The organism is Pelagimonas phthalicica (assembly GCF_004364805.1).
Lineage (GTDB): Bacteria > Pseudomonadota > Alphaproteobacteria > Rhodobacterales > Rhodobacteraceae > Pelagimonas > Pelagimonas phthalicica.
In genome coordinates this window covers 1,201,408-1,225,240 of the sequence record NZ_SOAP01000001.1, presented here as the reverse complement: position 1 = coordinate 1,225,240, position 23,833 = coordinate 1,201,408, and the positions used below count along the sequence as shown (strand labels likewise).

Here is a 23,833-nt window from a genome sequence, read left to right as displayed (position 1 = left end):
AAAGTCGCAGATGGCCAAGCTCTACCACGTTCCTCTTTCGCCCTTTTGCCGCAAGGTGCGCCTGTCTTTGGCGGAAAAGAAGATTGAATGCGAGCTGGTGGAAGAGCGCTATTGGGAGCAGGATCCAGATTTTCTGCGCCGCAATCCGGCGGCCAAGGTGCCGGTGCTGAAGATTGACGGCAAGATCATGGCCGAGAGCAGCGCGATTTGTGAGTGGATCGAGGAGAAATATCCCGAACCGGCGCTGATGCCGCGCTCGGCCGATGCGCGTTACGAAGTGCGCCGGATCGTGGCCTGGTTTGATGACAAGTTTCATCAGGAAGTGACCTCGAAGCTGCTTTATGAGCGGGTGAACAAGAAGATCATGAAGGCGGGGTTCCCGGACAGCACCAATGTCAAGGCCGGGGCCAAGGCGATCAAGTATCATCTGGATTACATGGCCTGGCTGCTGGATCATCGCCGTTGGCTGGCGGGGGATAACATGACCCTGGCGGATTTTGCTGCTGCGGCGCATCTGAGCGCGTTGGATTACATCTCGGACGTGGATTGGAACCGCTCTGAGGTGGTCAAGGATTGGTATGCCAAGATCAAATCGCGCCCGGCCTTTCGGGCGATCTTGCAGGATCAGGTGCCGGGCTTTCCGCCGCCTGCGCATTATGCTGACCTGGATTTTTGATATTGGCGGGGTAGGGGGCGCTGCCCCCTCGGCCTGCGGCCTCACCCCCGGGATATTTTTGGCCCAAAGAAACCATGAGTGGTGATCTGAAACAGGCTTTGGTGGTTGAGGCTGCTGAGGTGGGCTTTGCCGATTGTCGGATCTGTCGGCCCGATGCGGTGCCCCAGGTGATGGCGCGTTTGCAGGCGTTTCTGGAGGCGGGGCGGCATGGGCAGATGGGCTGGATGGGCGAGCGGGTGCATTGGCGCGGGGCGCCGGATGCGCTTTGGCCCGAGGCGAGGTCGGTCATCATGCTGGCGGAGAATTACGGGCCGGATTTTGATCCGCGTGCGGTTCTGGAGCAGAAGGATCGCGGGGCGATCAGTGTTTATGCGCAGAACAAGGACTATCATGACGTCGCCAAGAAACGGCTGAAGCGGCTGGGGCGTTGGTTGATCGAAGCTGCGCACAGGCAGAGGCAGGAGGCGGAGATCAAAGTCTTTGTCGACACGGCCCCGGTGATGGAAAAGCCGTTGGGTATGGCGGCGGGGCTGGGCTGGCAAGGCAAGCATACCAATCTGGTCAGTCGCAAACTGGGGTCGTGGTTTTTTCTGGGCGCGATCTTTACCACGCTGGAGCTGGAGCCCGATGAGGCTGGCGTAGATCGCTGTGGGCAATGCCGGGCCTGTCTGGATGTTTGCCCGACTGACGCCTTTCCCGCGCCCTATCAGCTGGATGCGCGGCGCTGCATTTCTTATCTCACCATTGAGCATACGGGGCCGGTGGATGAGGCGCTGCGCGAGGGGCTGGGCAATCACATCTATGGCTGTGATGATTGTCTGGCGGCCTGTCCGTGGAACAAGTTTGCGCAAGAGGCGCATGAGGCCAAGTATCACGCCCGAGACGAGTTGAAAGCCCCCAAGCTGGCAGAGTTGGTTGTGCTGGATGATGCCGGGTTTCGTGCCCTGTTCAGCGGCAGCCCGATCAAGCGTGCCGGGCGGGATCGGTTTGTGCGCAATGTCTTATATGCCATCGGAAACTCTGGGGATTCAGGGCTGGCAGAGTATGTGCGCCCCTTGTGCGACGACCCGGATGTGGCGGTCGCGGATGCGGCGCGTTGGGCTTTGGCACGGATTGGCTGATGTAAAGCACACTTGACATTTCATGCTCGCCCAATAGATGTAAAGTACGTTTTACATTTCTAAAAGGTGCGAGATGAGCAGATATGGGTTTGAATTTGGCTCGGCCATGGCATTCTACGGGGTGTCGGTGGCTTTGTCTTCCTTGGCGATAAATACGTTGGATCTGGGGGCCCATGGGGCGATTTACCTGTCGCTGGTGCCAATGCCCGCCACGGTTGTGGTGGCTTGGGTGGTGTGGCGCAATCTGAAGCGGATGGATGAGTTGCAAAAGCGGGTGCAGGTCGAAGCCATCGGCCTGGCCTTTGCACTAACGGCACTGGTGACGTTCAACTATGGTTTTCTCGAAATGGTCGGTTTTCCACGCCAAAGCGCGTTTTGGGTTTGGACTATTATGGCCGCTTGTTGGGTGCTGAGCAGCTTCCTTGTCAAAAGACGTTACTAGGGTTTGTTGATGCGGATTACCAATGGTTTGCGCGAACAGCGTAAGGCGCGTGGCTGGACCCAGGCCGATCTGGCCAAGGCCTGCGGCGTGTCGCGGCAAACCATCGTGTCGATTGAAAAGGAACGCTATGACCCAAGCCTGCCGTTGGCGTTTCAATTGGCAGAGGCGTTTGGGCTGCGGGTGGATGACCTGTTTCATCCGGTGATCGAGGGAGAAAATGGCTCTGGCTGATGGCTGGAGCCGTGGGTGGGGCGCCAGGCTGCCATCCCGACGCCCCGAGCAATAGCCTAGTTCTTGGGAGAAATAGGGCTGTCACCCGCCGTTTACATATGTGAACGTCTTGATTCTTGCGAGTCTTTCTCAAGCTTATGTGAAAGTGCCGTTTGGGCAGTTTGAATTTTCGACAATCTCGCCTTTATTGGGGGGTAAGGAGAACGCGCATGACCAATTATGAAAAACGTCCCGACGTGGTGGCCAGTCTGACTGCTGAACAATATCGGGTGACACAGGAAAATGGCACAGAGCGGCCGGGCACCGGAGAATACCTTGAGAACAAGCAGGCCGGGATCTATGTGGACATCGTCTCGGGGGAGCCGCTGTTTGCGTCGGCGTCGAAATATGAATCCGGCTGTGGCTGGCCGAGCTTTGTCAAACCGATCGAACCGGACAATGTCGTTGAGCTGCGTGACACCAGCCATGGCATGATCCGCACCGAGGTGCGGTCGCGCCATGGGGATAGCCATCTGGGTCATGTCTTTCCTGATGGGCCGATGGATCGCGGCGGGCTGCGTTACTGCATCAACTCGGCGGCGCTGCGCTTTATCGCCAAGGAAGACATGGAAGACGAGGGCTATGGCCAATATGTCGATCAGGTGGAGGATCTGGTATGAGCGAACGCGCGGTTTTGGCGGGGGGCTGTTTCTGGGGCATGCAGGATCTGATCCGCAAGCTGCCCGGAGTTGGGGACACGCGGGTTGGCTATACCGGCGGTGATGTGCCCAATGCCACCTATCGCAACCATGGCACCCATGCGGAAGGGATCGAGATCATGTTCGACCCCGCGCAAATCAGCTATCGGCAATTGCTGGAGTTCTTTTTCCAGATCCATGACCCGACCACGGTGAACCGGCAGGGCAATGATGTGGGGATGAGCTATCGCTCGGCGATTTATTTCACCAATGATGCGCAACGTCAGGAGGCGCTGGACACCATTGCCGATGTGGAGGCGAGCGGGATCTGGCCCGGCAAGGTGGTGACCGAGGTGGAACCGGTGGGTGACTTCTGGGAGGCTGAGCCCGAGCATCAGGATTACCTGGAGCGGTTTCCCAATGGCTACACCTGCCATTTCCCGCGCGCCAATTGGGTGCTGCCTAGGCGGGGTTGAGCGGACGGTGACGTTCGTCTGAAAGGGCTTGGCAGAGTGCGGGAGGGGCCGGTGGCGGCCCCTTCTGTCGTCAAACATATGCATAAATGCATGATGTCTCTGCTGTGCTTGGCAATTCCCAAGGGGTCGTGGTGTTCCTATCTAAGGCGCATCACTGAGTAGACGCCGTAGGACAGCCCGATGCAACATGATCAGTTTTGGAACAAGATTGCCCGCAAATATGCGCAGGATCCGATCAGCAATATGCCCGCTTATGAGGCCACTTTGGCGCGGGTGCGTGAATTGATCACCCCGAATATGGATGTACTGGAACTGGGTTGCGGCACGGGTACGACGGCGCTGAAGCTGGCGGATGCGGCGGGGCAGTATACAGGCACGGATATTGCCAGCGAGATGATCAAGATCGCCAATGAAAAGCTGGCGGGCAGTGGTGCGCAGAACCTGCGCTTTGAGACCGCGGCGGCGGGGGATGCCGGGCAGGGCAGCTATGATGCGGTGCTTGGGTTCAACCTGTTTCATCTGGTGCAGGATCCCGAGGCGGCCTTGGCCCATGTGCATGGGCAATTGCGCGAGGGCGGGTTGTTTATTTCGAAAACCCCGTGTTTGGGCACGCGGCCCTGGTTCATCCCGATGATCAAGGTGATGCAATGGATCGGCAAAGCACCCCGCCCGGTGCATAGTTTCCGCCCCACCCGGTTAAAGACGATGATCGAAGCGGCGGGCTTTGAGGTCGAGGAAATGATGTATTTCCAGAAACAGTCCATCAGCCGCTTTATCGTGGCGCGCAAGGTTTAACCCTAAGGCGTTAACCTAAGGCACCTGCGTCTTGCGCAATTCGTGAAAGACGATTTCCAGAAACATGTGAAAGCTGATCTCGGCATCTGACGGGATGGTCTGATCTTGATGGGTGACGGTGGCAAAGGCATGTTTCATCGCCACCTCGCAAGAAGTGAAATGCTGCGGCTGAAGGCGGAATTTGCTATGCGAGGCCGCAAAGCTTTGCACGAGGTCCGAGATCCCACTGCCTTTGGAAGAGGCACGCACCAGATCAAAAAGGAACCGCTCCATCATATGGGTTTTGGCAATCGGGCTATGGTCAAATAGCGGCGCAAGATCCGGCGAAAGCTCAACCAGCTTGCCGTAGAACGCATCGCGAAAGACCCCCTTTTTCTGAAAGACTTTGGGGAATTGTTCCTGGAGGTATGACGGGTCAAATGTTTGCATGGTCACTGAAAAATTGAGGGACGAATAACGGGCTTTTTCTAGGTTTTACCCCAAGTGAACTTGACTTCGGTTAATTGAACCAGCGTTTTCTGCTCCGACCTGACGTGACGTAGGCAATGACAACGTAAAGCAGTTTGTGTGATCTGGCCGAAAGATGCCGGGCAGGGGGGCGACTCTGATGTGCGGCTTGGAGAATTCGGAGGAGCCAGGATGAGCCACTACCCGCATATGTTACAGCCGCTGGATCTGGGCTTTACCACGCTAAAGAACCGCGTGCTGATGGGCTCGATGCACACCAATCTCGAAGAGCGCGGCGATTGGAACGCGGTGGCGGAATTCTATGCCGAACGGGCGCGTGGTGATGTGGGGTTGATCGTGACCGGTGGTATGGCTCCGAACCGTGAGGGGGGCGTTTTCCCCGGTGCGGCGGGCTTGTTTAGCGATCAGGACATTGCCAATCACAAGGTCATCACCGACCGGGTGCATGAGAATGGCGGCAAGATTGCCATGCAGATCCTGCATGCGGGGCGTTATGCCTATGGGCCGGAATGTGTCTCGGCCAGCCCGGTGAAATCGCCGATCTCGCCGTTTCCGCCCAAGGAGCTCGACGAAGAGGGGATCGAAAAGCAGATCGCCGACATTGCCCATTCCGCCGCGCAGGCGCAGCGCGCGGGTTATGATGGGGTCGAGGTGATGGGGTCCGAGGGCTATTTCCTCAACCAATTCTTGGTGACCCACACAAATAAGCGCACGGATCGCTGGGGCGGGTCTTATCAGAACCGTATGCGCCTGCCGATTGAGGTGGTGAAACGGGTGCGAGAAGCCGTCGGCCCGGATTTCATCGTGATCTATCGGTTGTCGATGATTGATCTGGTGCCTAATGGCTCCACCCATGAAGAGGTGGTGCAACTGGCGCAAGAGATTGAAAAGGCGGGTGCGACCATCCTCAATACCGGCATTGGCTGGCACGAGGCGCGGGTGCCGACCATCGCCACCTCTGTGCCGCGGCGGGCCTTTGCCTGGGTCACCAAAAAGCTGATGGGCAAGGTCGGCATTCCGGTGATCACCTCGAACCGCATCAACACGCCAGACGTGGCCGAGCAAGTGCTGGCCGAGGGCTGCGCTGATATGGTGAGCCTCGCGCGGCCTTTCCTGGCGGATTCGCAGTTTGTTGCCAAAGCGGCGGCGGGCAAGGCCGAGACCATCGCGCCCTGTATCGCCTGTAACCAGGCCTGTCTCGACCACACATTCCAAGGTAAGGTCAGCAGCTGTCTGGTGAACCCGCGCGCGGCCTTTGAGACGCAGATTGACCTGACGCCCGTTGCGGCGCCCAAGAAAGTCGCCGTTGTCGGCGCTGGGCCTGCGGGGCTGGCAACGGCGATCACGGCGGCGCAGGTTGGGCATGAGGTCACGCTTTACGATCGCGCGGACGAGCTGGGCGGTCAGCTCAACATGGCGAAACAGGTGCCGGGCAAAGAGGAATTCTGGGGCCTGGTGGATTGGTTCAAAACCATGGTCGCCGAAACCGGTGTCACCGTGAAGCTGGGCCATGAGGCGACCGAGGCAGACCTGCAAGGGGCCGATGAGGTGGTCATCGCGACCGGCGTCACCCCACGCGATCCCGGCATTCCCGGGCAGGATCACCCCAAGGTGCTGGGCTATATCGACGTGCTGCGCCACAAGGCCGAGATCGGCAAAAAGGTGGCGGTGATCGGGGCCGGGGGCATTGGCTATGACATTGCTGAATATCTTGTGACCGATGACAGCCCGACCGAAAACCTGCCGGAATGGATGCGCGAATGGGGGGTGACCGACCCCGAAGAGGCGCGCGGCGGATTGGCCCCGGAAGGGCCACAGCCCGAGCCCGCCATTCGCGAGGTCACCGTCTTGCAGCGCAAGAAGGAAAAGCCGGGCAAGCGTTTGGGCAAGACCACGGGTTGGATTCACCGTGCCTCATTGCAGATGAAGAATGTGCAGATGAAGGCAGGCGTGAATTATGAGCGCATCGATGATGAGGGACTGCATATCTCTTACGGAGAGGCGCGTGAAAACCCCGAGGTCATCGCCTGTGACAATGTCATCCTCTGCGCCGGTCAGCTGTCGGAGCGCAGCCTGGCCGACAAGCTGGAGGCAATGGGCATCACCCCGCATGTGATCGGCGGCGCGGATCTGGCGGCAGAACTGGACGCCAAACGCGCCATTGATCAAGGCGTGCGGTTGGCGGTGAGTTTTGGGGCTTCATAGCCCCAAAGTCTTTGGCTGCAAGGCGTGGCGGTTGCGGGTCGGCTCAAAGTTGTATCATATGTGGAATATGTATGATTTTGAGGAATAGGCCCGCCCATGTTCAAACCCCCTTTTGCCGCGGCTCTAGCCGCGTCCGTTTTCTCAAGCCTTTTAGGCGCAACTGAGGTCAGTGCGGACAGTGTTGATCCCAAGACGGTATTGGTCATCTACACGGCTGGAAGCTACCCTGAGAATGTCATTGGGTCTTTGGTCAAGCTCAGCCCAGAACTGCAAGATGTCGACATGAAAAACGCCTATGCGGATCTGCCCTTTGGTGGGGTAAATCAGCCTCGTAAGTGCGACATGTACAAGATCGGCACCAAGGCGCAGCCGGTATTGGCGGCGGTTTGCAATACTTTGTTCTGGACAGAAGCGGATCAGGCGGCTGTTGCCAAAGTTACGGATTCCGTGTTGTTCCTGTTCTCCGTTTCCGACGGGTCGGATTCCACCTCAGAGCGCGGCATAAAGATTTTGCGCGATCACAAGATGAAAGCGGATGGTATTTTCTATGTCGATCACGCCGCTGTCGATGATGAAGAGCTGTATGAGTATGTCATGTCAGGGTATCAGGATGTCCTCAGCATGAATGACCTGGAAAATCTTCCTTTGGTTAAAGATTCCCCACGGTCTGGTGCTGTGTCCTACCCGTCTTATTGGTCTGAGCCGGAGATTTTGACTGGCGTGATGAAGATGCTGGCGGATTAGCGGCAGAACGCTGGCAATCGGCAGGCCGTGGTGGATAGCCTGGCCGACCTCATGATCAGGCGGGCGCTGGTGTGGCGCGCGCCTGTTTGTTTGGTCAGGCCTTAGCGTGGGATGATTTGGCCCGGCAAGGAGTTCACGGTCATGGTCTCATCCGGTTGGAAATGGATTACAGACCGGATCGACTCGCCCCTCTGCAGCAGATCAAAGGCAGTGTTGATCTGATCGTGGTGCATGTGATGGGTGATGTAGGGATCGACGTCGAAATCGCCGCGCAGCCATTCATCCACCATGCCCGGCAATTGGCTACGCCCCAGCACGCCGCCAAAGGCGGTGCCGCGCCAGACCCGGCCAGTGACCAATTGGAACGGACGGGTTGAGATTTCCTGCCCGGCACCAGCCACACCGATTACGGTGCATTCGCCCCAACCCTTGTGACAGGCTTCGAGCGCAGAGCGCATCAGACCGACATTGCCCACGGCCTCAAAGGTGTAATCAAGACCGCCATTGGTCATCTCGATCAGTACTTCGTGAATTGGCTGCGAGAAATCCTTGGGGTTGACGCATTCGGTCGCACCAAGGGATTTGGCGAGCGGGAATTTGTTCGGGTTTACGTCGACGCCAATGATCCGTGAGGCACCACGCAGGACGGCCCCCTGGATCACCGCCATGCCCACGGCCCCCAGCCCAAAGACAGCGACGGTTGCGCCTGCTTCGACCTTGGCGGTATTGCGTACGGCTCCGATGCCGGTGGGGACAGCGCAGCCCATGACCGAAGCCTTGGACAGTGGTGCATCCTTGCTGATCTTGGCGACCGAGATTTCGGGCAGGACAGTGTATTCGCTGAATGTGCTGGTGCCCATGTAATGCAGGATCTGCTTGCCCTTATAGGAAAAGCGCGAGGTGCCGTCGGGCATGAGACCGGCCCCTTGGGTGGCGCGAATGGTCTGACACAGGTTGGTTTTGCCCGATTGGATATAGGGGCAATTCGGGTCTTCGGGCACATAGAGCGGGATCACGTGATCGCCCGGCTTGACCGAGGTCACGCCTTTGCCCACCTCTTCGACAATACCGCAGCCCTCGTGGCCGAGGATGCAGGGGAACAGGCCTTCGGGATCTTCGCCCGAGAGGGTGAACATGTCGGTGTGGCATAGGCTGGTTGTGACGATGCGCACCAGCACCTCGCCATCTTTTGGTCCCTCAAGATCGATCTCTTCGATCTCAAGCGGTTGGTTGGGGCCCCAGGCAATTGCAGCGCGTGTTTTCATTTTTGATCTCCCTGAAATTGGAATGGCTTAGTGAAAGACCTGTGCACCCTGTTCGAGCCCGAGCTCCTGAACAGGGTCCAGGACCAGGACTAGCCGGGTCTCGCCGGTTCCTTCGATCGGGGGGGAGCGGTGGCGCAGACCCGATTGCGGGACGGTAGGCCAGCGCGATCCGCGCATGACGATTGGCGAGCCGGTTCCAACGGTTTCGATACGGGCGGGATCATCGCCGTTTTGCGAGATTCCATATTGCGTACCGGTCCCGCGATAGGTGCAGACAAGGCGCGCAGTGATCACATCCATATGGAATTTGCGGCAAGCATTGGTGGTGATCACATCCAATCGCATCCGCAAATAGGGGGCTTGCATGGTGTCGGCAAAGATTTCGGCCAGGGCGGCAACATCGTCGATCAGCAGATCCCGTTCCATAGTCGCCGGCAGGTCTGAGGCCTGATAGATGTCCCGCATAGCCCGCTGCACGGCGTTCGGGCGCAGAATGGTGCGCGTTTTGGGCAGGGTCTCGGGCGGGAGCGCATCGATCCAGGTTTGGAATTGAGCCAAGGGCGTGCGATTCCAAATCGCGGCGGCGCAGCTGGGTGTGTGGATCGCGGCGAGGCCTGTTGGCTCCTCGTTGATCTCTACGCCCGCCATGGGAGCTGTTGAAATCTCGCGTACCAGGTTCATGCCAACGTCCTCGCTTTTGATTGCGTGCTGGCGGGGGTGAGTATCGCCAGTGAGAATGTGTTATGAAATAACATTACATCACGCAAGCGGGATGATACCCTGTCTTGCAGTTATCACGTTGATCTCATGGTTGGCGCGGGCAAGGCTGTCAGTTTTGAGGCCTCGCGCCTGCACGAGATCTGCACATTCTCTCCCCAAGGTCTGATGCGCCGGGGTGTCACAACCGGGGCGGATTTATTTTTGTAGGAGAGTGAGATGCTCAAGTCCGCAGGGCGGCGGTTTATCGTCGTGGGTATATTGGTTTTGTTGATGTTCATCCCGCTGATGTTCGCGGGCGAAGTCATTCAATCGCGTAAGAATTATTCGCAAGGCACGATCCGCGATGTCGGGATGGAATGGGGTGGCCAGCAGGTGTTGGTCGGGCCGGTCATGGTGATTCCGGTGGAAAAGGAGATCGTGCAGATCAGCACCCGGCCCAAGCTGGACCCGGTCACGGGTGTGGTGATGAGCGATGCGGAGACCGGCAAAGAGCTGATGGAACGCTATGAAGAAGTGGTGATCCGGCGCAGTGAATCGGTCTACCTGCTGCCCGGTGACTTTGAGGTCGATCTGAGCACCAAAAGCCAGATGCGCGCGCGCGGGATCTTTCAGGTGCCGGTCTATCAGGCTGAGGCGGGCATGGTGTTTGACTTTGACGTCAGCGGTGCAGAAACGGTGATTGGCCCCAAGGAAACGCTGCTGTGGGATCAGGCCGAGATCGTGATGGAAGTCTCAAACAACCGCGCGCTGCGCGGTGCGGCTGAGATGACGCGGGGCGGCGAGGTTTTGGAACTGGCCCCGCTCTCGGGGGCGAGCGGGTTTAAGGCCCTGCTGGGCGATCCCCGTGCCGGGCAGGGATATGAGCTGAAACTGGGCTTTAACGGCGCGCAAAAGCTTTTCATTGCCCCGGTGGGGCGTGACAGCAAGGTCACCATGACCAGCGACTGGCCACATCCAAGCTTTGGCGGGGCGTTTCTGCCTGATGCGCGCGAGATCAGTGAGGAAGGGTTCAGCGCGAAATGGAGCATTCCACATCTGGCCCGCCCGCTGCCGCAGATTGGGCGCGAGGATCCGATCAGCGCCGCGCGGCGCAGCAGTGGCTTTGGGGTGAACTTTATCGAACCGAATGATTTCTACCAAAAGGCCTATCGCGCCGCGAATTACGGCATTCTGTTCATCGCGCTGACCTTCCTGACGATCCTGTTGATTGAACGCGGCAGCGGCAAGCCGGTACATGCGGTGCAGTATATCCTTGTGGGTCTCACGCAATCGGTCTTTGTGTTGCTGATGGTCGCCTATGCGGAACAGATCGGCTTTGCTGCGGCTTATGCGCTGTCGGCGGGGGCAGTGATTGGTTTGCTGACCTTGTTCGGCTTTATCGCGCTGAAACTGGGCGCGCGGGCGCTGGTATTGGGGGCGATGCTGGTTGTGGTCTATGCGGTGCTGTATCTGATCCTGAACTCGGCAGATTACGCGCTGATGGCGGGTTCGACCCTGGCCTTTGCCGCGATTGCCCTGACCATGTGGGCGACACGGAACGAGGATTGGTTTGGCCCCGAGAAGGAGCCGCGCCCGGGCATGTTCCAGCGCATGTTCGGCGCGGCCCCGCGCCCGGCAGTGCCAACGCCCCCCGCCGCGCCCGCGGCTATGCGGGGAAATCCGGGTCCAGACCCCTCATAGCTCATAGGAGTTTCCGCGCGCTCGTGATAGGGTCAGGCCCTACTACTTCACAATGCTCAGCATGGAAAAATACGTGTTATCAGAGGTTTGACTTTCGAAGGCAAGGCTGGTTGCCTTGGCAAGAAACTCGAGCCGCTGAGAGCATGTATTTCTCCATGCCCTTCGGGTTCACCGGATTTTGCCCCAGCCTGCGTTATATGCCCTTGAAAGAGAACCACTATTCCTGCGGGCATATGCCTGGTCTGGAACAAAATCTGGCGAACTGAGCGTTGCGAATTAGTAGGTCCTGACCCTATACTATAGGCGGAGCGCGCGGTGTCTTTTGAGGATGTCAAAATGGCCAATTCCAAGACCGAAAAACAGCTTTCTGTTCCGTCAAAATATGAACCTTTGCTGGATGGGGACCCGCGTCTGCGCAGCCTTGATTTGCAATTGAGCCAGGAGGCGGTCGCGGCCAAACCGATGTTTTCGATCCAGGAGGCCGATGTCGAAGATCTGCCGGATTGGGCCGAGGATGAGCCTGCTCAGGCTGTGACCGCGCCAAAGCTCAATCAGCATTTGATCAGTTGCACGGCCTTTACCCGCGACGCCAAGGGCGAGGCGAGCTTTTTCTCGGCGCTGTTCAAACAAGAGGCCAAGCTGAAACAGGTGGGCGTGGTGCAAGAGGCCAAGGCCTTTACCGTGCGCGAGGTGAATGGGGTTGAGACCGAAGTTGGCGTCGCGGTGCGCTTGCAAGTTGAGGCGTCGGAGTTTTCCTCGGACACTCATGTCTCGATCCCCAATATCGCCGCCGAAGCGCAGCTGGGCATGAGCCGCGCTCAGATGGAGATCAGCGTGCGCGGCTTTGCCGGGCCTTTGGGCGATCTTCTGCCCGCGCCCGAAAGCGTCAACCTGACCAGCTATGCGCAATATCTTGAGGCCTTCCAGAAGATCCAGAAACACGTGTTTTCCAAGGAAAGCCAGGGGGAGGTGACCCCGGTGGTTCTTGGGCAGCATCGCCCGCCCGCCGGGGCCTCCTGACAGGGTTATTCAACCGTAATGGTGATCACCTCGGACATGACGGGCGTGGTATGAGGCACATGGCTGGCATCGCCTAGCACCAGTTGCAGCGTGTGGGTGCCCGGAGCGAGGTCAATCGTGACCTCGGTCTGGCCACCGCCGAAATGTTTGTGATTGTCATCTGCCGGAACGCCATAGGTCAACTCCTCGGCCCCGTCCTCGCCCTCACCAAAAGGGGCGCGGTCGATCAGCAGGTGGTGGTGGCCGGTATTGTCCTTTTCGGTCCCGGCCGGGGCGACGCCCATGCCAGAGAGACCAAAGAGGATGGTCACCGGGCTGGAGACCGTATCGCCATCGGCAATATTGGCAAAATAGACCTTGGCCCCATCCGGAGCCGGGGTTTCGCCCCCCTGGGCCAGCAGCGGAGAGGCAAAGAAAAGGGATGAGACAAGCAAGGCAGTGCGTAGGATCATGGAAAGCTCCGTATCAAAGTGTATTGGAATAAGGTGAGGCTAGCATGACTCTTTGATTCCCGCCAAAGCGCTTGCAGGCGGGCTTGCGCTGGTCGGCGGATTGGTGTTTGCAAGATCAGTCAGACTTCGCGGACAGGGCCAGCGCTTATGATCTTTCTCACCATTCTCAACGGGCTGTTGCCGTCTTTCCTGATGGTCGTTCTGGGTGGATTGCTGCGCAATCGGCTGAGCGAGAATGCCTGGGCGGGGCTGGATAAGCTCAACTTTGAGATCCTGTTTCCGGCGCTGATTTTCACCGCAGCGGCCAGCCGCCCGATTGCGGTGGCCGATATGTTAAGGATCGCGCCGGCGGTCTGGGTGATCTTGGGCGTGGGATTGGTTCTGGGTTATGGCGCGCGGCGCTATGGGCCACAGAGGTTTCTGGATTTCGCGGGGGGCTGGCAAACGGCTTGGCGGTTCAACACGGCGCTGGGCTTTATCGCTGTGGGGGCTTTGCCGGGCGCGGATCTGGGCAAATTGGCGGTGGCTGTGGGCATGGCCATTCCGATGGCAAACCTGATGGCGGTCACAGCCTTGTCACGCGGTGGCAGTCTGGGGCTGGGGGCGACCTTGCAAAAGATCGCCCTGAACCCGTTTTTGTTGGCGTCCTTGTCTGGCGTGGCGGTGGGTCTTTCGGGGTTAAAGATCCCCGGCCCGGTTCTGGCCCCGGTTGAGATGCTGGCCGCCGCCGCTATTCCCGTGGCCTTGATCTCGATCGGAGCGACGATGGATTGGCGGGCCTTGGCGCGGCTGGACCGGTCCAGCGCCATCCTGTGCGGCGTCAAACTGATGGCCCTGCCTGCCCTGACCTTTCTGGTCTGCGCTCTGGTTTCGGTCCAGACAAGCCTGATGACCGTGCTGGTGGTCTTTGCCGCCCTGCCCACCGCATCGGCCGCGCATGTGCTGGCGGCTGGCTTTGGTGCAGATCGACGCCTGGTGGCGACATTGATCGCCCAAAGCACATTGTTGGCGGCGCTGAGTTTGCCGGTGTGGATGGCGGCTGTGATGATTTGGGCTGGGTGAGAGTGAAGCTTCACTATCCCCAAGTGTTTCTCGTCAATTTGTTCCCGAAGGGCTGACCCCGACCGCGGGTGGGGGTGAAGCCCCCGCCCGTGGGGGCGGTCGGGGGCTGCCCGGCCCGAGGCCGGGCGGGTGACGTGTCAATGGCGCGCATCTTATTTCGCGCAACTCGGGTATCAGTCGGAAACTCACCTCCCTCCCTGTTTCCTCGCCGCGAACAGAAACCAATAAAACCCCGATATTGTCGCGGGCCTGTCCAAATCCCGCCCCATTGTCACGGCAAACCTGTCTTCAACAAATTATTGAAGAGGGACCCGAGCATGGATCGCCTGACCGAAATGGAAGCCTTTGCCACCGTGGTGGATCAGGGCGGATTTACAGATGCCGCCAAGAAGATGGGGATTTCAAAATCCGCCGTCTCCAAACACGTCTCTTCGCTTGAGGCCCGGCTGGGCGCGCGCCTTTTGAACCGCACCACGCGCCGCGTGTCCCCGACCGAAATTGGCCTGGCCTATTATGACCGCGCTCGTCGTGTGCTGAATGATGCTGGCGAAGCGGATGCCCTGGTCACCTCGATGCAAAGCGCGCCCTCTGGTTTGTTGCGCATCAGCGTTGCGACTGATTTCGGCGTCAACCACCTTAGCCCGCAACTGGGGGATTTCCTGGCTGAATTCCCTGATATCACCGTCAATATGGTGCTGAACAACCGTTATGTTGAGCTGATTTCCGAAGGGTTTGACATGGCGATCCGCATTGGGGAGCTCGAAGACAGCACCCTACGCGCCCGCAAACTGACCGAGACCAGCAAACGCATGATCGCCTCGCCCAAATATTTTGAGCAATATGGCCGTCCGCAGCGCATTGATGATCTGAACGAACACAAGCTCTTGCATTATTCCAACCAGTCCAGCGGCAATGTCTGGAAGCTGACCGCGCCGTCGGGTGAAAAGCGTCAGGTCCGCACCGCCGGGTGGCTGACCGTGAATGACGGCCAATCGCTGTTGAATGCCTGTGTGGCGGGCCTAGGCATCGCCTATCTGCCCTCTTACCTCTATCACGAAGCGATGGAGGCCGGTCTGGTCGAGGATGCGATCCCCGATCTGCCGCAGGAAACCCAAGGCATCTATGCCGTCTACCCGCCGGGCCGCTTTACCCAGCCCAAAGTGCGCGCCTTTATCGATTATCTGGTGCATGCCTTTGCCGAAAAAGGCCCAGAGCGCTGGTAAAACCTTTCATTTCTTCCCTGTAGCCTGCAATCGCAGGCCTCCTCTCCCGGGCCACTTGGTCCGGGTTTTTCTTGAGAAGCGGGACACGAGATGATCAGCTATTGGGAAGTATTTCTGCTGTGCACAAAGTCGGGACCAGCCCGGTTCCGGTGAGAGCGATGTTTGCGTTTAAGTAGAGGAGTTCGTCAAAACAAAAAACGTCGTAGGGCCAGGCAGTCGACAGGCATGCTCTGGCTGGAATCCATGGATCCGGTAATGCGCGGGGCTCTCTCAGTTCACTGAGTTCTGTCCAGTCTTTTGGATGTTTTTTGCGCGAAATTTCGATTGGCCCTTTTTCCCTATCTACAGACCAGTCTTTGATGTTGGCGAATTCCGACTGGGAATACTCCAGGCACTCGCGAAAAGCGGCCTCCATACTTGCGGTACTGTAAACCAAGTAATTGCCATATCTCGAGGTCTCAACCTGCCCGCAGAACCAATCCCGTGAAACCCGGAGCCTGTTTTGCCTTGCCCAATCTTCATGGATCATAAAGTACCCGAAATAGGGTTCTTGAATGAGATCCGCCGCCTTGCTGCGCGGGAAATCCGGCTCCAGCTGCAATTTTCGATTCTCTTGGCGAGGCTCAGCTGTTAGCAGCGCGGCTTCGATCTGTTTTTCTTGCTTTCTGTCAAAGAAGCGCATGCCGTCATCATGCATGTATCTTACGTCCACATACGGAACGACAAACGTCATCAAATTTCTCCAATTCAAACCAAACAGGACCGTAACTTTGTGATGCCCCGCAAGTGGTGCCTCGCTTTAGAACAGGTCGCCTTTCTTTTGTTTGTGAGCCAGCCAATGCGATAGCGAGTCATAGGTGGCGGGCGCTTCTGATCCCGGTGACGCAAAATTGTGAATTTCAATGATGGTGCCGGGCGGAATGTTTTTGCCGATCAGAAAACCGGCGGTGTCATCATTGGACAGGGATTGCGCAAAGGGGATCATCTTGCGGTCAGGATAGCGCGCGTTGAGGGCGTTAGCAAAAGCCCTATAGCTCTCGTGTGATGGAAGGGCGTAACCTACACGTTCAAGGGGTTCTGTGAGATCAGGCATCAGAATTGAGGTCGGAGGGGCAAGGCCCAGCTCTTTGAAATTGCCGATGATCATCTGTTGCGTTGTTATCAAAAGGGGCACCGGTACTTGCAGGTGGGCTCCTGCCCTATTCCGTCGAAATCAGCACCGCCTCGATGCGGCGGTTGGCTTTGCGGCCTTCGGGGGTGAGGTTTGAGGCGATAGGGGAGAGATAGCCGACACCATCCGCGCCGATTTGCCCAGAGGGGATGCCATGGCGGTCGCGCAGATAGGTCACAGCCGCCGAGGCGCGTTTGCGCGACAGGGCCTGGTTGCCCTCCAAAGAGCCGACCGCGTCGGTATGGCCGACAAACAGCACCTGACGCGTGGGATTGGCCGTCAGATAATCGGCAATCGCATCCAGTGAGGCGACACTGCCCTCACCCAGCGAGGCCGAGCCGGTTTGAAACACCAGATCGCTCAGGATGGCATGGCCTTGCGTTTCCAATTGGTCGGCGATGGCGCTGTCGGTCACAGCAGCGGTGGGCAGGGCCGCGCCGGTGGCGCGCACGCGCCCGCCACCATCCCCGGCGCGGATAATCTGGACGTAACCGTTGCTTTTGTCCTGCGAGGCCAAAAGCGCCACCGCCTGGCCCTTGGGGCCGGTGGCCGACAGGAAATGGTAATCGGTTAGGTCGACAAACATGTCAGGCGCGGGCAGGACAAAGGTTTGAAAGCGAAAGTCAAACCCGCCGCAGCGCGCCGAGGCGCAATCCAGCGCCACATCAAACCCGGCCTCGCGCAATTGATCGCGCAGCGGCTGGATCATTTGCAACGGCGTCAGCCCGCTGGCCTTGATGCGCCAGGATTGCACCCGCACCACGCCTTCGACGCGTTGGGTCGGCAGACCTGCATCCGCGCTCCAGGGCGCAATCGGCAGGGCGAAAGCGCCCTTTTGCTGCACCACTTCGCGCGTCAACTCTGCCCCGCTGGGCAGGGCGAGATCCTGAGCGGCCACAGGGGCAGCCATGGCGGCGGCCCAAAATGCGAGCAATGCCGCCTTAGCGATGTTGCGAATGGTAGTCGTCATTGGGACGCATATCTGTGGCACTGGCAACGCGGTTGGACATGTTAAAGAACCCGGTGACATTGGCGATGTCCCAGATGTCACGGTCGCTGAACCCGGCATCGCGCAGCGCTTCGCGGTCATATTCGGCAATCTCGGCGCTGGCTTTGGTGACTTTCTCGGCAAAATTCAGCATGGCGCGCTGGCGCTGCGAAAGATCCGCCACACGCCAGTTCATCACCAGCATTTCGCCCAGTTTCGGATCACCCGACAGCTCGCGCACCGCCGCACCATGGGCGGTCAGGCAGTAGAAACAGCGATTGATGGCCGAGACGACAACGGCAATCATTTCTCGCTCCAGCTTGGACAACCCGCTATCGGCCAGCATCAGATCGTTATAAAGCGCGGTGAAGGCGTTCAGCTTGTCGATGTCAAAAGCATGGGCGCGTAGCACATTTGGCACCATGCCCAGCTTGTCCTGACAGATGTCGAAATATTTCTGGGTCTGTTCGGGCAGTGGATCAACCATGGGCAGGTTGAGCGCGGTGGGGAGATCTTGGCTCATGTCTCATCGCTTTCTGCATCGCTGAGGATGCGATAATGGTAGCGGCTGGTAATTTCGAGCTGCAAGGACTGGTATAGCCCGTTGGCATGTTCGTTGGCTTCGGTGACAAGGGCCCCGATCCAGCGTGCGCCCTTGCGTTGGGCCCAAAGCGCGGCGCAGCGCATCATCCAGGCCCCAAGCCCCTTGCCGCGATGGTCCTCGCGGATTTCCAGGGCGTGGACCAGGGCAACCCCGTCATGAATGGCGCAAAACCCTGTGCCTGCAGGGCGGTCACTGACGCGGCCAAACAACCCGGTTTTGGGGGCAGAGCAGCGCTCCATCACCTGGATACGGGCCGGGTCCAACCCGCCTTCTTCCCAGATTTCAAACATCACCGCCAAGGGTTCCCAGATCGCAAAGGCGGTCACGCGGGGCAGGGGGCGGTCGGTCAGGGTTTCAATCGGGGCCAGCCGGATCACCGTCGGGTCAACCTTGTCATAACCGCGCGCGGCCAAGGCCTCGTCCAGCGCGGTTTCGCCCTGACGGATCATGAATAGCGGCGATTGCCCCATCAGGCGCATGGCGGATTCGGCGGCGGGCAGGTCTTCGGGTTGCCAGGGGCTTTTGGCAGTGGTGGCAGAAATGCGTTTTCCGCCTCCGCGCCCCTCGCGCAAAAGCCATGGTCCCGCCTCGACCAGCGCGGCGGCAGGCCAGGTTTTGTCTATCGCGGCAAAGAGCGTGTCTTTGCCCGGACTGTCTTTGAGCATCTGTGTCACGCCTTGTTTATGGCGCGGCTTGGCGATGCTGTCCATGCGCGATGATGCGCGCCGTCACGTGTCGGGAAACAAGGTGGCGAGCGCGGCCATGGCGTGATCAACCTGCGCCCCATCCGCGCCCCGGATCACCACATTGGCCCCATAAACCCCGTCCTTTTGGAACGGGTAAGACCCAAAGGACAGATCGGCATATTGCGCGGCCAATTCGGCGAGCGGCCCGGCAATATCGCCTTCGCCGCGATAGATGCGCAGCGATTGGCTGAGCAGGGGGGAGCCGCCGGTCAGATTTGGCAAAAGGCTGGCCACCATGGCCTGAAACACCGCCGGAACCCCGGCCATGACATGCACATTTTCGATGCTGAACCCCGGCGCGATGGAAACCGGATTGTCGATCAGTGTCGCCCCAAAGGGAATACGCGCCATGCGCAGGCGCGCCGCATTCAGCTCGGTGCCCTGGCGGTCATAATGCGCTTGCAAGCGCGCCCGCGCCTCGTCCTGAACATCAATGCCGGTGCCAAAAGCCTCGGCAATGCAATCGGCGGTGATGTCATCATGGGTTGGTCCAATCCCGCCCGAGGTCACCACCACATCATAGGCACCACGCAACCCGTTCACGGCGGCGATAATGGCGGCTTTGTCATCGCTGACCACCCGCACCTCTTTCAGATCGATGCCATGTTTGGTGAATTCCTGCGCGAGGAAATGCATATTGGCGTCACGGGTGCGCCCGGACAATATTTCATCCCCGATGACAAGCATGGCGGCGCTGGGATTGGACATATGTGCACTCCTTTGTCTTGCGCCCAAGGATAGAGCCGCGCACGCTGGCTGCAAGCGCTGCTTCCCTCTTTTGTGATGGCGCGCTAAGCCTGTGCTTATGAAGTTTGCCGCCCCTCTGATCCCCGCCACGCTGATCCGCCGCTATAAACGCTTTCTCGCTGATTGCCTGTTGGAGGATGGGCGCGAAATTACTGCTCATGTGGCCAATCCCGGCTCGATGCTGGGGCTCAAGGACGAAGGATTGCGCGTCTGGCTGGAACCCAATGATGACCCCAAACGCAAGCTGAAATTTGCCTGGCGGTTAGTGGAACATGAGGGCGGGCATTTCACCGGAGTCGATACCGGCGTGCCCAACAAGATGCTCAAATCGGCGCTGATGGCGGGTGAGGTTGCGGGGCTGACGGGCTATAACCTGGTGCGCCCCGAGGTGAAATACGGCGAAAACAGCCGCATCGACTTTCTGCTGACCAGCGCGGGGCGGCGCGATTGCTATGTCGAAGTGAAATCAGTGACCCTGTCGCGCCAACCCGGCCTGGCCGAATTTCCCGACAGCGTCACCGCACGCGGCACCAAACATCTGGGCGAGTTGGCCAATATGGCCCAAGCGGGCCAGCGCGCAGTCATGCTCTACCTGATTCAGCGCACCGATTGCACCTCAATGACTTTGGCTGCTGATATCGATAAAAAATATGCCGCCGCCTTTGAGCAGGCCACGGCATCGGGTGTCGAAGTGCTGTGCTTTGACTGCGCCATTTCCCCGCAATCAGTGAGGCTTGGGCAAAGCCTGCCTTTTTCCACCTCGCCCCTGTCTTCTTTGGGCTGAAAATATCCCGGGGGGTGCGGGGGGCTGGCCCCCCGCTCACCGAAAAAAAGGGCTCAGACCTTCAGGTTCGGAATGATCTGCTTCTTGCGGCTCATGATGCCGGGCAGCACAACGCTGTCACCCTCAACAACCGCCCCAAAGCTCTTTTCTGCCACGCCTTTGACCACGTCATTTGGCACCAGCAGAGTGGCTTCTTCTTTCAGGATGTCGACCACAAAGAGCAGAACCTGATCGACACCGTCTTCTTCCTGAACAGTGGCATAGGTTTCCATGATCGACGCTTTGCGATCCAGTGGGATCTCAGGCGCGGTGGTTTCCAGAACCGAGACGCGGAATTTCACGCCGTCGACTTCGTATTCCTTGCTGTCCATGCGGATCAGCTCTGCGTCCGAGAAAGCAGAGACGTCGGATTTCGCCGCAAACATCTCGCCCGCATAATCGGCGACGTTCACACCCAGATCTGCCGCCAAAGCCGCCACAACTTCGCGGTCGCGATCGGTGGTGGTGGGGGAGCGGAATTCCAGCGTGTCAGACAGGATGCAGGTCAGGGCCGCGCCTTTGATGGCTTCGGGCATCTTGGCGACATCGTCACCCATCAGGTCATACATGATGGTCGCGGTGCAGGCGAGCGGGCGGATGGTGATGTCGATCGGGCCTTTGGTTTCCAGACCGCCAACCAGTTTGTGGTGGTCGATGATCGCCTGAACGTCGGCACCATTGATATTGGCGGGCAGTTCGGCGGGGTTGTTGGTGTCAACCACAACGCAGGCCTGGCCGTCTTCGACGTCGGAGATGATGCGCGGCTTGGGCAGGTCCCAGCGCTGCAGCATCCAGGCGGCTTCGGTGTTGGGTTCACCCAGCAGAACCGCCTCGGCGTCGCCGCCCTGGACGGTGTTCATGTACCAGCTCCACAGGATCGGAGAGCCGGTGGAATCGGTGTCGGGGGATTTGTGGCCAAATACCAGGGTCGTCATGATGCATTCCTTAACAAAGGTCCGGTTTGCGCGCCTTCTAGCGCTGCAATCAAGCCTTGTCACCCCGCCAGAGCGGAACTGCGACCATTGCGGCCTGCGCCCCAAATTTCATCGATGAAATTTGCAAATTCCGTGCACGGAATTTGGGGTCAGCGCGGCATTGGGGTCTTGTGCTTGTTATAGGCGGACCAATCGGTGATTTCGGGGTAATACATCTGCCGCCAGCGCCGCACTTTTGGATTCATCACCCGTTTCCACAGCGGCGGGATCATCGCGTAGACCGCCATGAAGGGATAGCCATAGGGCAGTTGCGGGGCCTCGGCTTCGTCGTGGTTTTGCAACAGCGGAAAGCGCCGGTCAGGTTTGTAATGGTGGTCGGAATGGCGTTGCAGGTTGATCAACAGCCAATTGGTGGCCTTATGCGCGGCGTTCCAACTGTGGCGGGGCATGACATGTTCATATTTTCCATCGCCAAGATGTTTGCGGGTCAGCCCGTAATGTTCGGTGTAATTCACCACTTCAAGCTGCCAGATCGCAATGCCGGCCTGGATCGCAAACAAGAAGAGCCCATACCAGCCGCCGACCAAAAACGCGCAAAGCAGCATTGCGCCTTGCAAGCCCCAATAGCGCCAGAACGGGTTCTTGGCGCTGTGCCAGGGCAGGTTCTTGCGCGCCAAGAGATCGCGTTCAGCTTTGAAAGACGAGTGCAGGCTTTGGCGCAGAACGCGGGGGTAGAAGCGGTGGAAACCTTCGTTATAGCGCGCGGTGACCGGGTCGCGCGGCGTGCCGACATAGCGGTGATGGACCAGCAGATGTTCGGAGCGGAAGTGTGAATAGAGCACCATGGCCATGAGAATGTCGCCCAGCCAGCGCTCGAACCGGTTGCGCTGATGCATGAGCTCATGGGCATAGACGATCCCCACAGTGCCGCTCATCACGCCGGTTCCGAACATGACGCCAAAGACCTCCCAACCGCCCAGGTGATCGGCGCGCGACACATAGGCGACCAGACCCATGATGGTCAGGAACTGCAAAGGCACCCAGATTTGGGTCAGGAGTTTGTACCAGAAGAGCTGGTCATCGCTGGTATCGAGATCGGCGTCTTCGGTGTTGAGGCCGACCAGAAGGTCGATGGCCGAGAACAAATACCAGGTGACCAGAGGGGTGATCACCACCCACCAACCGCCCATGATTGCGCCGAACCAGACCAGGGGGAGCAGGATGAAGGACAGAAAGAAGGGCAGGGCCGAGCTGAACTTGGCAACTTGCGAAGCGGGAACCATTGCGGGACTCCTGATTTTGTCAGGAGCATCCTAGGGTTAGGTCGCTTGGTTTGGCAAGGCTGGGCGGGGGAGGGGCGCTGCCCCTCTTGTCGCAGGCGACAATTCACCCCGGGATATTTTTGGCCCAAAGAAACCTGGGGTCAGGATGTATTGTTTTGACCCTAAGGCCTATCCCTTGCTGGCGAGATCATAGGCTTTGCGCATCACGGTTGGCAGGTCGTCGCGGTTGAATTCGCCGGGTTCGACAAACATGCCCTGATCGGGTTTGCGATCCATGGGGACGAGGGCGGTCAGGACTTTCAGGCGCAGGTGGAAATGGGTGAAGGTGTGGCGGGCTTCGGCGTTCAGCTCTTTCCATTCGGCGCGGATGGGCGGGGCGGGGCTCGGGGCCTCGTTCCAATCCGAGCCGGGCCAGCCCAGCATGCCGCCAAGCAGTCCTTTGTCGGGGCGGCGCTCCAGCAGCCAGGCCCCATCAACGCGGCGGGCGAGATAGGCGATGCCGAACCGGGTGGGTTTGCGTTTCTTTTGGGCTTTCTTGGGCAGTTCGGCGGCGGTTCCGGCGGTCCAGGCCGCACAGGAGCCGCGCCAGGGGCAGAGGCCGCAAGCCGGGTTTTTGGGTGTGCAGATGGTGGCGCCAAGATCCATCACCGCCTGAGCGTAATCGCCGGTGCGCAGTTCTGGCGTCAATTGCGCAGCGTAATCGTGAAAGACCGGCTTGGCCTTGGGCAGCGGGGTGTGATCGTCAAAGATACGCGCCATGACCCGTTCCACATTGCCATCCAACACTGTTTCGGGCTGATCAAAGGCAATGGAGGCGATGGCGGCGGCGGTATAGGGGCCAATCCCCGGCAGGGTCAGTAGCGTGTCATGATCGTTGGGGAAGGTGCCATCAAAGTCAGAGGTGACCACGCGGGCGCATTTCAGCAGGTTGCGGGCGCGGGCGTAGTAACCCAGCCCGGCCCAGGCAGCCATGACATCTTCGTCCGCGGCATTGGCGAGGTCTATCACAGTGGGCCAGCGCGCGGTAAAGGCCTCGAAATAGCTTTTGACCGCCACCACAGTGGTTTGCTGCAGCATGATTTCCGACATCCACACCCGGTAGGGATCAGGCGCAACCCCGGCGAGACGCGCCGCAGGAGGAACGCGCCAGGGCAGATCACGGGCATGGCGGTCATACCAGTCGAGCAGGTCACTGGCTTTGGGGAGGTCACGCAATGGTGAATGTCCTTCGCTGTTTCCTGCGCGATATCACGCAGATTAGTAAGAGTAGGGGCTGGCA

27 protein-coding genes are annotated in these 23,833 nt (G+C 59.0%); 14 read left to right on the top strand and 13 right to left on the bottom strand.

Features of this window, described 5'->3' with window-relative positions; translation table 11 throughout:
- Positions 1-10 precede the first annotated feature (10 nt).
- From fzlA to CLV87_RS06075, 7 genes are all read left to right on the top strand, one after another.
- On the top strand, positions 11-676 hold the full coding sequence (fzlA, locus tag CLV87_RS06105) for an FtsZ-binding protein FzlA (protein WP_099242775.1): 666 nt from the start codon (positions 11-13) through the stop codon (positions 674-676).
- Between the two features lie 74 nt (positions 677-750).
- Positions 751-1,797, top strand: coding sequence for a tRNA epoxyqueuosine(34) reductase QueG (gene queG, locus CLV87_RS06100; protein ID WP_099242777.1), 1,047 nt, complete (start codon positions 751-753; stop codon positions 1,795-1,797).
- 73 nt (positions 1,798-1,870) lie between these two features.
- On the top strand, positions 1,871-2,239 hold the full coding sequence (locus tag CLV87_RS06095; RefSeq protein WP_099242779.1) for a hypothetical protein: 369 nt from the start codon (positions 1,871-1,873) through the stop codon (positions 2,237-2,239).
- 9 nt (positions 2,240-2,248) lie between these two features.
- Positions 2,249-2,470 carry a helix-turn-helix transcriptional regulator gene (locus CLV87_RS06090; protein ID WP_208293327.1) on the top strand — a complete coding sequence of 74 codons (222 nt, stop codon included), beginning with the start codon at positions 2,249-2,251 and terminating at the stop codon, positions 2,468-2,470.
- Positions 2,471-2,679: 209 nt separating this feature from the next.
- Positions 2,680-3,129 (top strand): peptide-methionine (R)-S-oxide reductase MsrB, encoded by a 450-nt coding sequence (msrB, locus tag CLV87_RS06085; protein WP_099242781.1) that lies wholly within the window; start codon positions 2,680-2,682, stop codon positions 3,127-3,129.
- Positions 3,126-3,623 (top strand): peptide-methionine (S)-S-oxide reductase MsrA, encoded by a 498-nt coding sequence (gene msrA, locus CLV87_RS06080; protein WP_099242783.1) that lies wholly within the window; start codon positions 3,126-3,128, stop codon positions 3,621-3,623. Before msrB ends, msrA begins: the two co-directional genes overlap by 4 nt.
- 180 nt (positions 3,624-3,803) lie before the next feature.
- Positions 3,804-4,418 carry a class I SAM-dependent methyltransferase gene (locus CLV87_RS06075; RefSeq protein ID WP_099242784.1) on the top strand — a complete coding sequence of 205 codons (615 nt, stop codon included), beginning with the start codon at positions 3,804-3,806 and terminating at the stop codon, positions 4,416-4,418.
- Between the two features lie 15 nt (positions 4,419-4,433).
- Here the strand turns inward: CLV87_RS06075 and CLV87_RS06070 are convergent, their stop codons facing one another.
- Positions 4,434-4,847 (bottom strand): globin family protein, encoded by a 414-nt coding sequence (locus CLV87_RS06070; protein WP_099242786.1) that lies wholly within the window; start codon positions 4,845-4,847, stop codon positions 4,434-4,436.
- Between the two features lie 210 nt (positions 4,848-5,057).
- Here CLV87_RS06070 and CLV87_RS06065 point away from each other — a divergent pair, with 210 nt between their 5' ends.
- The gene (locus CLV87_RS06065) at positions 5,058-7,091 is read left to right on the top strand and encodes an NADPH-dependent 2,4-dienoyl-CoA reductase (protein WP_099242788.1); all 2,034 of its coding nucleotides are present in this window, start codon (positions 5,058-5,060) and stop codon (positions 7,089-7,091) included.
- A gap of 96 nt (positions 7,092-7,187) precedes the next feature.
- Complete coding sequence (locus CLV87_RS06060; RefSeq protein ID WP_099242790.1) at positions 7,188-7,835, top strand: hypothetical protein; 648 nt, start codon at positions 7,188-7,190, stop codon at positions 7,833-7,835.
- 101 nt (positions 7,836-7,936) lie between these two features.
- Here the strand turns inward: CLV87_RS06060 and CLV87_RS06055 are convergent, their stop codons facing one another.
- Both CLV87_RS06055 and CLV87_RS06050 read right to left on the bottom strand, forming a co-directional pair.
- Positions 7,937-9,100, bottom strand: coding sequence for an S-(hydroxymethyl)glutathione dehydrogenase/class III alcohol dehydrogenase (locus CLV87_RS06055; RefSeq protein ID WP_099242792.1), 1,164 nt, complete (start codon positions 9,098-9,100; stop codon positions 7,937-7,939).
- Positions 9,101-9,127: 27 nt separating this feature from the next.
- Entirely contained in the window at positions 9,128-9,781 is a 654-nt protein-coding gene (locus tag CLV87_RS06050) for a DUF1826 domain-containing protein (protein ID WP_099242794.1), read from the bottom strand.
- A gap of 255 nt (positions 9,782-10,036) precedes the next feature.
- Here CLV87_RS06050 and creD point away from each other — a divergent pair, with 255 nt between their 5' ends.
- The gene (gene creD / locus CLV87_RS06045) at positions 10,037-11,500 is read left to right on the top strand and encodes a cell envelope integrity protein CreD (RefSeq protein ID WP_099242796.1); all 1,464 of its coding nucleotides are present in this window, start codon (positions 10,037-10,039) and stop codon (positions 11,498-11,500) included.
- 336 nt (positions 11,501-11,836) lie between these two features.
- Positions 11,837-12,520 (top strand): hypothetical protein, encoded by a 684-nt coding sequence (locus CLV87_RS06040; RefSeq protein ID WP_099242798.1) that lies wholly within the window; start codon positions 11,837-11,839, stop codon positions 12,518-12,520.
- A gap of 5 nt (positions 12,521-12,525) precedes the next feature.
- On the opposite strand, the gene CLV87_RS06035 is transcribed toward CLV87_RS06040, so the two are convergent.
- A complete protein-coding gene (locus tag CLV87_RS06035) occupies positions 12,526-12,972 on the bottom strand; it encodes a DUF4399 domain-containing protein (protein ID WP_099242800.1) in 447 nt (148 codons plus the stop codon).
- Between the two features lie 147 nt (positions 12,973-13,119).
- On the opposite strand from CLV87_RS06035, the gene CLV87_RS06030 reads away from it, so the two are divergent.
- Both CLV87_RS06030 and CLV87_RS06025 read left to right on the top strand, forming a co-directional pair.
- Positions 13,120-14,034 carry an AEC family transporter gene (locus tag CLV87_RS06030; protein WP_099242802.1) on the top strand — a complete coding sequence of 305 codons (915 nt, stop codon included), beginning with the start codon at positions 13,120-13,122 and terminating at the stop codon, positions 14,032-14,034.
- A 317-nt stretch (positions 14,035-14,351) separates the two neighbouring features.
- On the top strand, positions 14,352-15,257 hold the full coding sequence (locus CLV87_RS06025) for a LysR family transcriptional regulator (protein WP_099242804.1): 906 nt from the start codon (positions 14,352-14,354) through the stop codon (positions 15,255-15,257).
- Positions 15,258-15,351: 94 nt separating this feature from the next.
- On the opposite strand, the gene CLV87_RS06020 is transcribed toward CLV87_RS06025, so the two are convergent.
- The 6 genes from CLV87_RS06020 to CLV87_RS05995 form a co-directional block, all read right to left on the bottom strand.
- The gene (locus tag CLV87_RS06020) at positions 15,352-15,990 is read right to left on the bottom strand and encodes a hypothetical protein (protein ID WP_099242806.1); all 639 of its coding nucleotides are present in this window, start codon (positions 15,988-15,990) and stop codon (positions 15,352-15,354) included.
- A 66-nt stretch (positions 15,991-16,056) separates the two neighbouring features.
- A complete protein-coding gene (locus CLV87_RS06015; RefSeq protein ID WP_133840704.1) occupies positions 16,057-16,431 on the bottom strand; it encodes a hypothetical protein in 375 nt (124 codons plus the stop codon).
- Between the two features lie 25 nt (positions 16,432-16,456).
- Complete coding sequence (locus CLV87_RS06010) at positions 16,457-17,398, bottom strand: OmpA family protein (protein ID WP_099242810.1); 942 nt, start codon at positions 17,396-17,398, stop codon at positions 16,457-16,459.
- Positions 17,370-17,939 carry a peroxidase-related enzyme gene (locus tag CLV87_RS06005; RefSeq protein ID WP_099242812.1) on the bottom strand — a complete coding sequence of 190 codons (570 nt, stop codon included), beginning with the start codon at positions 17,937-17,939 and terminating at the stop codon, positions 17,370-17,372. Before CLV87_RS06005 ends, CLV87_RS06010 begins: the two co-directional genes overlap by 29 nt.
- Complete coding sequence (locus CLV87_RS06000; protein ID WP_306438009.1) at positions 17,936-18,730, bottom strand: GNAT family N-acetyltransferase; 795 nt, start codon at positions 18,728-18,730, stop codon at positions 17,936-17,938. Before CLV87_RS06000 ends, CLV87_RS06005 begins: the two co-directional genes overlap by 4 nt.
- 18 nt (positions 18,731-18,748) lie before the next feature.
- The gene (locus CLV87_RS05995; protein WP_099242813.1) at positions 18,749-19,474 is read right to left on the bottom strand and encodes a competence/damage-inducible protein A; all 726 of its coding nucleotides are present in this window, start codon (positions 19,472-19,474) and stop codon (positions 18,749-18,751) included.
- Positions 19,475-19,571: 97 nt separating this feature from the next.
- Between CLV87_RS05995 and sfsA the strand changes: the two genes are divergently transcribed.
- The gene (gene sfsA / locus CLV87_RS05990; RefSeq protein ID WP_099242815.1) at positions 19,572-20,297 is read left to right on the top strand and encodes a DNA/RNA nuclease SfsA; all 726 of its coding nucleotides are present in this window, start codon (positions 19,572-19,574) and stop codon (positions 20,295-20,297) included.
- 53 nt (positions 20,298-20,350) lie between these two features.
- On the opposite strand, the gene CLV87_RS05985 is transcribed toward sfsA, so the two are convergent.
- The 3 genes from CLV87_RS05985 to mutY all read right to left on the bottom strand — a co-directional run bounded on the left by CLV87_RS05985 (position 20,351) and on the right by mutY (position 23,769).
- Positions 20,351-21,271 carry a manganese-dependent inorganic pyrophosphatase gene (locus CLV87_RS05985; RefSeq protein ID WP_099242817.1) on the bottom strand — a complete coding sequence of 307 codons (921 nt, stop codon included), beginning with the start codon at positions 21,269-21,271 and terminating at the stop codon, positions 20,351-20,353.
- Positions 21,272-21,420: 149 nt separating this feature from the next.
- Complete coding sequence (locus CLV87_RS05980) at positions 21,421-22,554, bottom strand: alkane 1-monooxygenase (protein WP_099242819.1); 1,134 nt, start codon at positions 22,552-22,554, stop codon at positions 21,421-21,423.
- A gap of 168 nt (positions 22,555-22,722) precedes the next feature.
- Entirely contained in the window at positions 22,723-23,769 is a 1,047-nt protein-coding gene (mutY, locus tag CLV87_RS05975) for an A/G-specific adenine glycosylase (protein WP_099242821.1), read from the bottom strand.
- Positions 23,770-23,833 lie beyond the last annotated feature (64 nt).

What these genes read in the sequence shown, in the direction of transcription:
- fzlA (WP_099242775.1), top strand. Translation starts at nt 11, where the DNA reads ATGGCCAAGCTCTACCACGTTCCTCTTTCGCCCTTTTGCCGCAAGGTG.
- queG (WP_099242777.1), top strand. Translation starts at nt 751, where the DNA reads ATGAGTGGTGATCTGAAACAGGCTTTGGTGGTTGAGGCTGCTGAGGTG.
- CLV87_RS06095 (WP_099242779.1), top strand. Translation starts at nt 1,871, where the DNA reads ATGAGCAGATATGGGTTTGAATTTGGCTCGGCCATGGCATTCTACGGG.
- CLV87_RS06090 (WP_208293327.1), top strand. Translation starts at nt 2,249, where the DNA reads ATGCGGATTACCAATGGTTTGCGCGAACAGCGTAAGGCGCGTGGCTGG.
- msrB (WP_099242781.1), top strand. Translation starts at nt 2,680, where the DNA reads ATGACCAATTATGAAAAACGTCCCGACGTGGTGGCCAGTCTGACTGCT.
- msrA (WP_099242783.1), top strand. Translation starts at nt 3,126, where the DNA reads ATGAGCGAACGCGCGGTTTTGGCGGGGGGCTGTTTCTGGGGCATGCAG.
- CLV87_RS06075 (WP_099242784.1), top strand. Translation starts at nt 3,804, where the DNA reads ATGCAACATGATCAGTTTTGGAACAAGATTGCCCGCAAATATGCGCAG.
- CLV87_RS06070 (WP_099242786.1), bottom strand. Translation starts at nt 4,847, where the DNA reads ATGCAAACATTTGACCCGTCATACCTCCAGGAACAATTCCCCAAAGTC.
- CLV87_RS06065 (WP_099242788.1), top strand. Translation starts at nt 5,058, where the DNA reads ATGAGCCACTACCCGCATATGTTACAGCCGCTGGATCTGGGCTTTACC.
- CLV87_RS06060 (WP_099242790.1), top strand. Translation starts at nt 7,188, where the DNA reads ATGTTCAAACCCCCTTTTGCCGCGGCTCTAGCCGCGTCCGTTTTCTCA.
- CLV87_RS06055 (WP_099242792.1), bottom strand. Translation starts at nt 9,100, where the DNA reads ATGAAAACACGCGCTGCAATTGCCTGGGGCCCCAACCAACCGCTTGAG.
- CLV87_RS06050 (WP_099242794.1), bottom strand. Translation starts at nt 9,781, where the DNA reads ATGAACCTGGTACGCGAGATTTCAACAGCTCCCATGGCGGGCGTAGAG.
- creD (WP_099242796.1), top strand. Translation starts at nt 10,037, where the DNA reads ATGCTCAAGTCCGCAGGGCGGCGGTTTATCGTCGTGGGTATATTGGTT.
- CLV87_RS06040 (WP_099242798.1), top strand. Translation starts at nt 11,837, where the DNA reads ATGGCCAATTCCAAGACCGAAAAACAGCTTTCTGTTCCGTCAAAATAT.
- CLV87_RS06035 (WP_099242800.1), bottom strand. Translation starts at nt 12,972, where the DNA reads ATGATCCTACGCACTGCCTTGCTTGTCTCATCCCTTTTCTTTGCCTCT.
- CLV87_RS06030 (WP_099242802.1), top strand. Translation starts at nt 13,120, where the DNA reads ATGATCTTTCTCACCATTCTCAACGGGCTGTTGCCGTCTTTCCTGATG.
- CLV87_RS06025 (WP_099242804.1), top strand. Translation starts at nt 14,352, where the DNA reads ATGGATCGCCTGACCGAAATGGAAGCCTTTGCCACCGTGGTGGATCAG.
- CLV87_RS06020 (WP_099242806.1), bottom strand. Translation starts at nt 15,990, where the DNA reads ATGACGTTTGTCGTTCCGTATGTGGACGTAAGATACATGCATGATGAC.
- CLV87_RS06010 (WP_099242810.1), bottom strand. Translation starts at nt 17,398, where the DNA reads ATGACGACTACCATTCGCAACATCGCTAAGGCGGCATTGCTCGCATTT.
- CLV87_RS06005 (WP_099242812.1), bottom strand. Translation starts at nt 17,939, where the DNA reads ATGAGCCAAGATCTCCCCACCGCGCTCAACCTGCCCATGGTTGATCCA.
- CLV87_RS06000 (WP_306438009.1), bottom strand. Translation starts at nt 18,730, where the DNA reads ATGGACAGCATCGCCAAGCCGCGCCATAAACAAGGCGTGACACAGATG.
- CLV87_RS05995 (WP_099242813.1), bottom strand. Translation starts at nt 19,474, where the DNA reads ATGTCCAATCCCAGCGCCGCCATGCTTGTCATCGGGGATGAAATATTG.
- sfsA (WP_099242815.1), top strand. Translation starts at nt 19,572, where the DNA reads ATGAAGTTTGCCGCCCCTCTGATCCCCGCCACGCTGATCCGCCGCTAT.
- CLV87_RS05985 (WP_099242817.1), bottom strand. Translation starts at nt 21,271, where the DNA reads ATGACGACCCTGGTATTTGGCCACAAATCCCCCGACACCGATTCCACC.
- CLV87_RS05980 (WP_099242819.1), bottom strand. Translation starts at nt 22,554, where the DNA reads ATGGTTCCCGCTTCGCAAGTTGCCAAGTTCAGCTCGGCCCTGCCCTTC.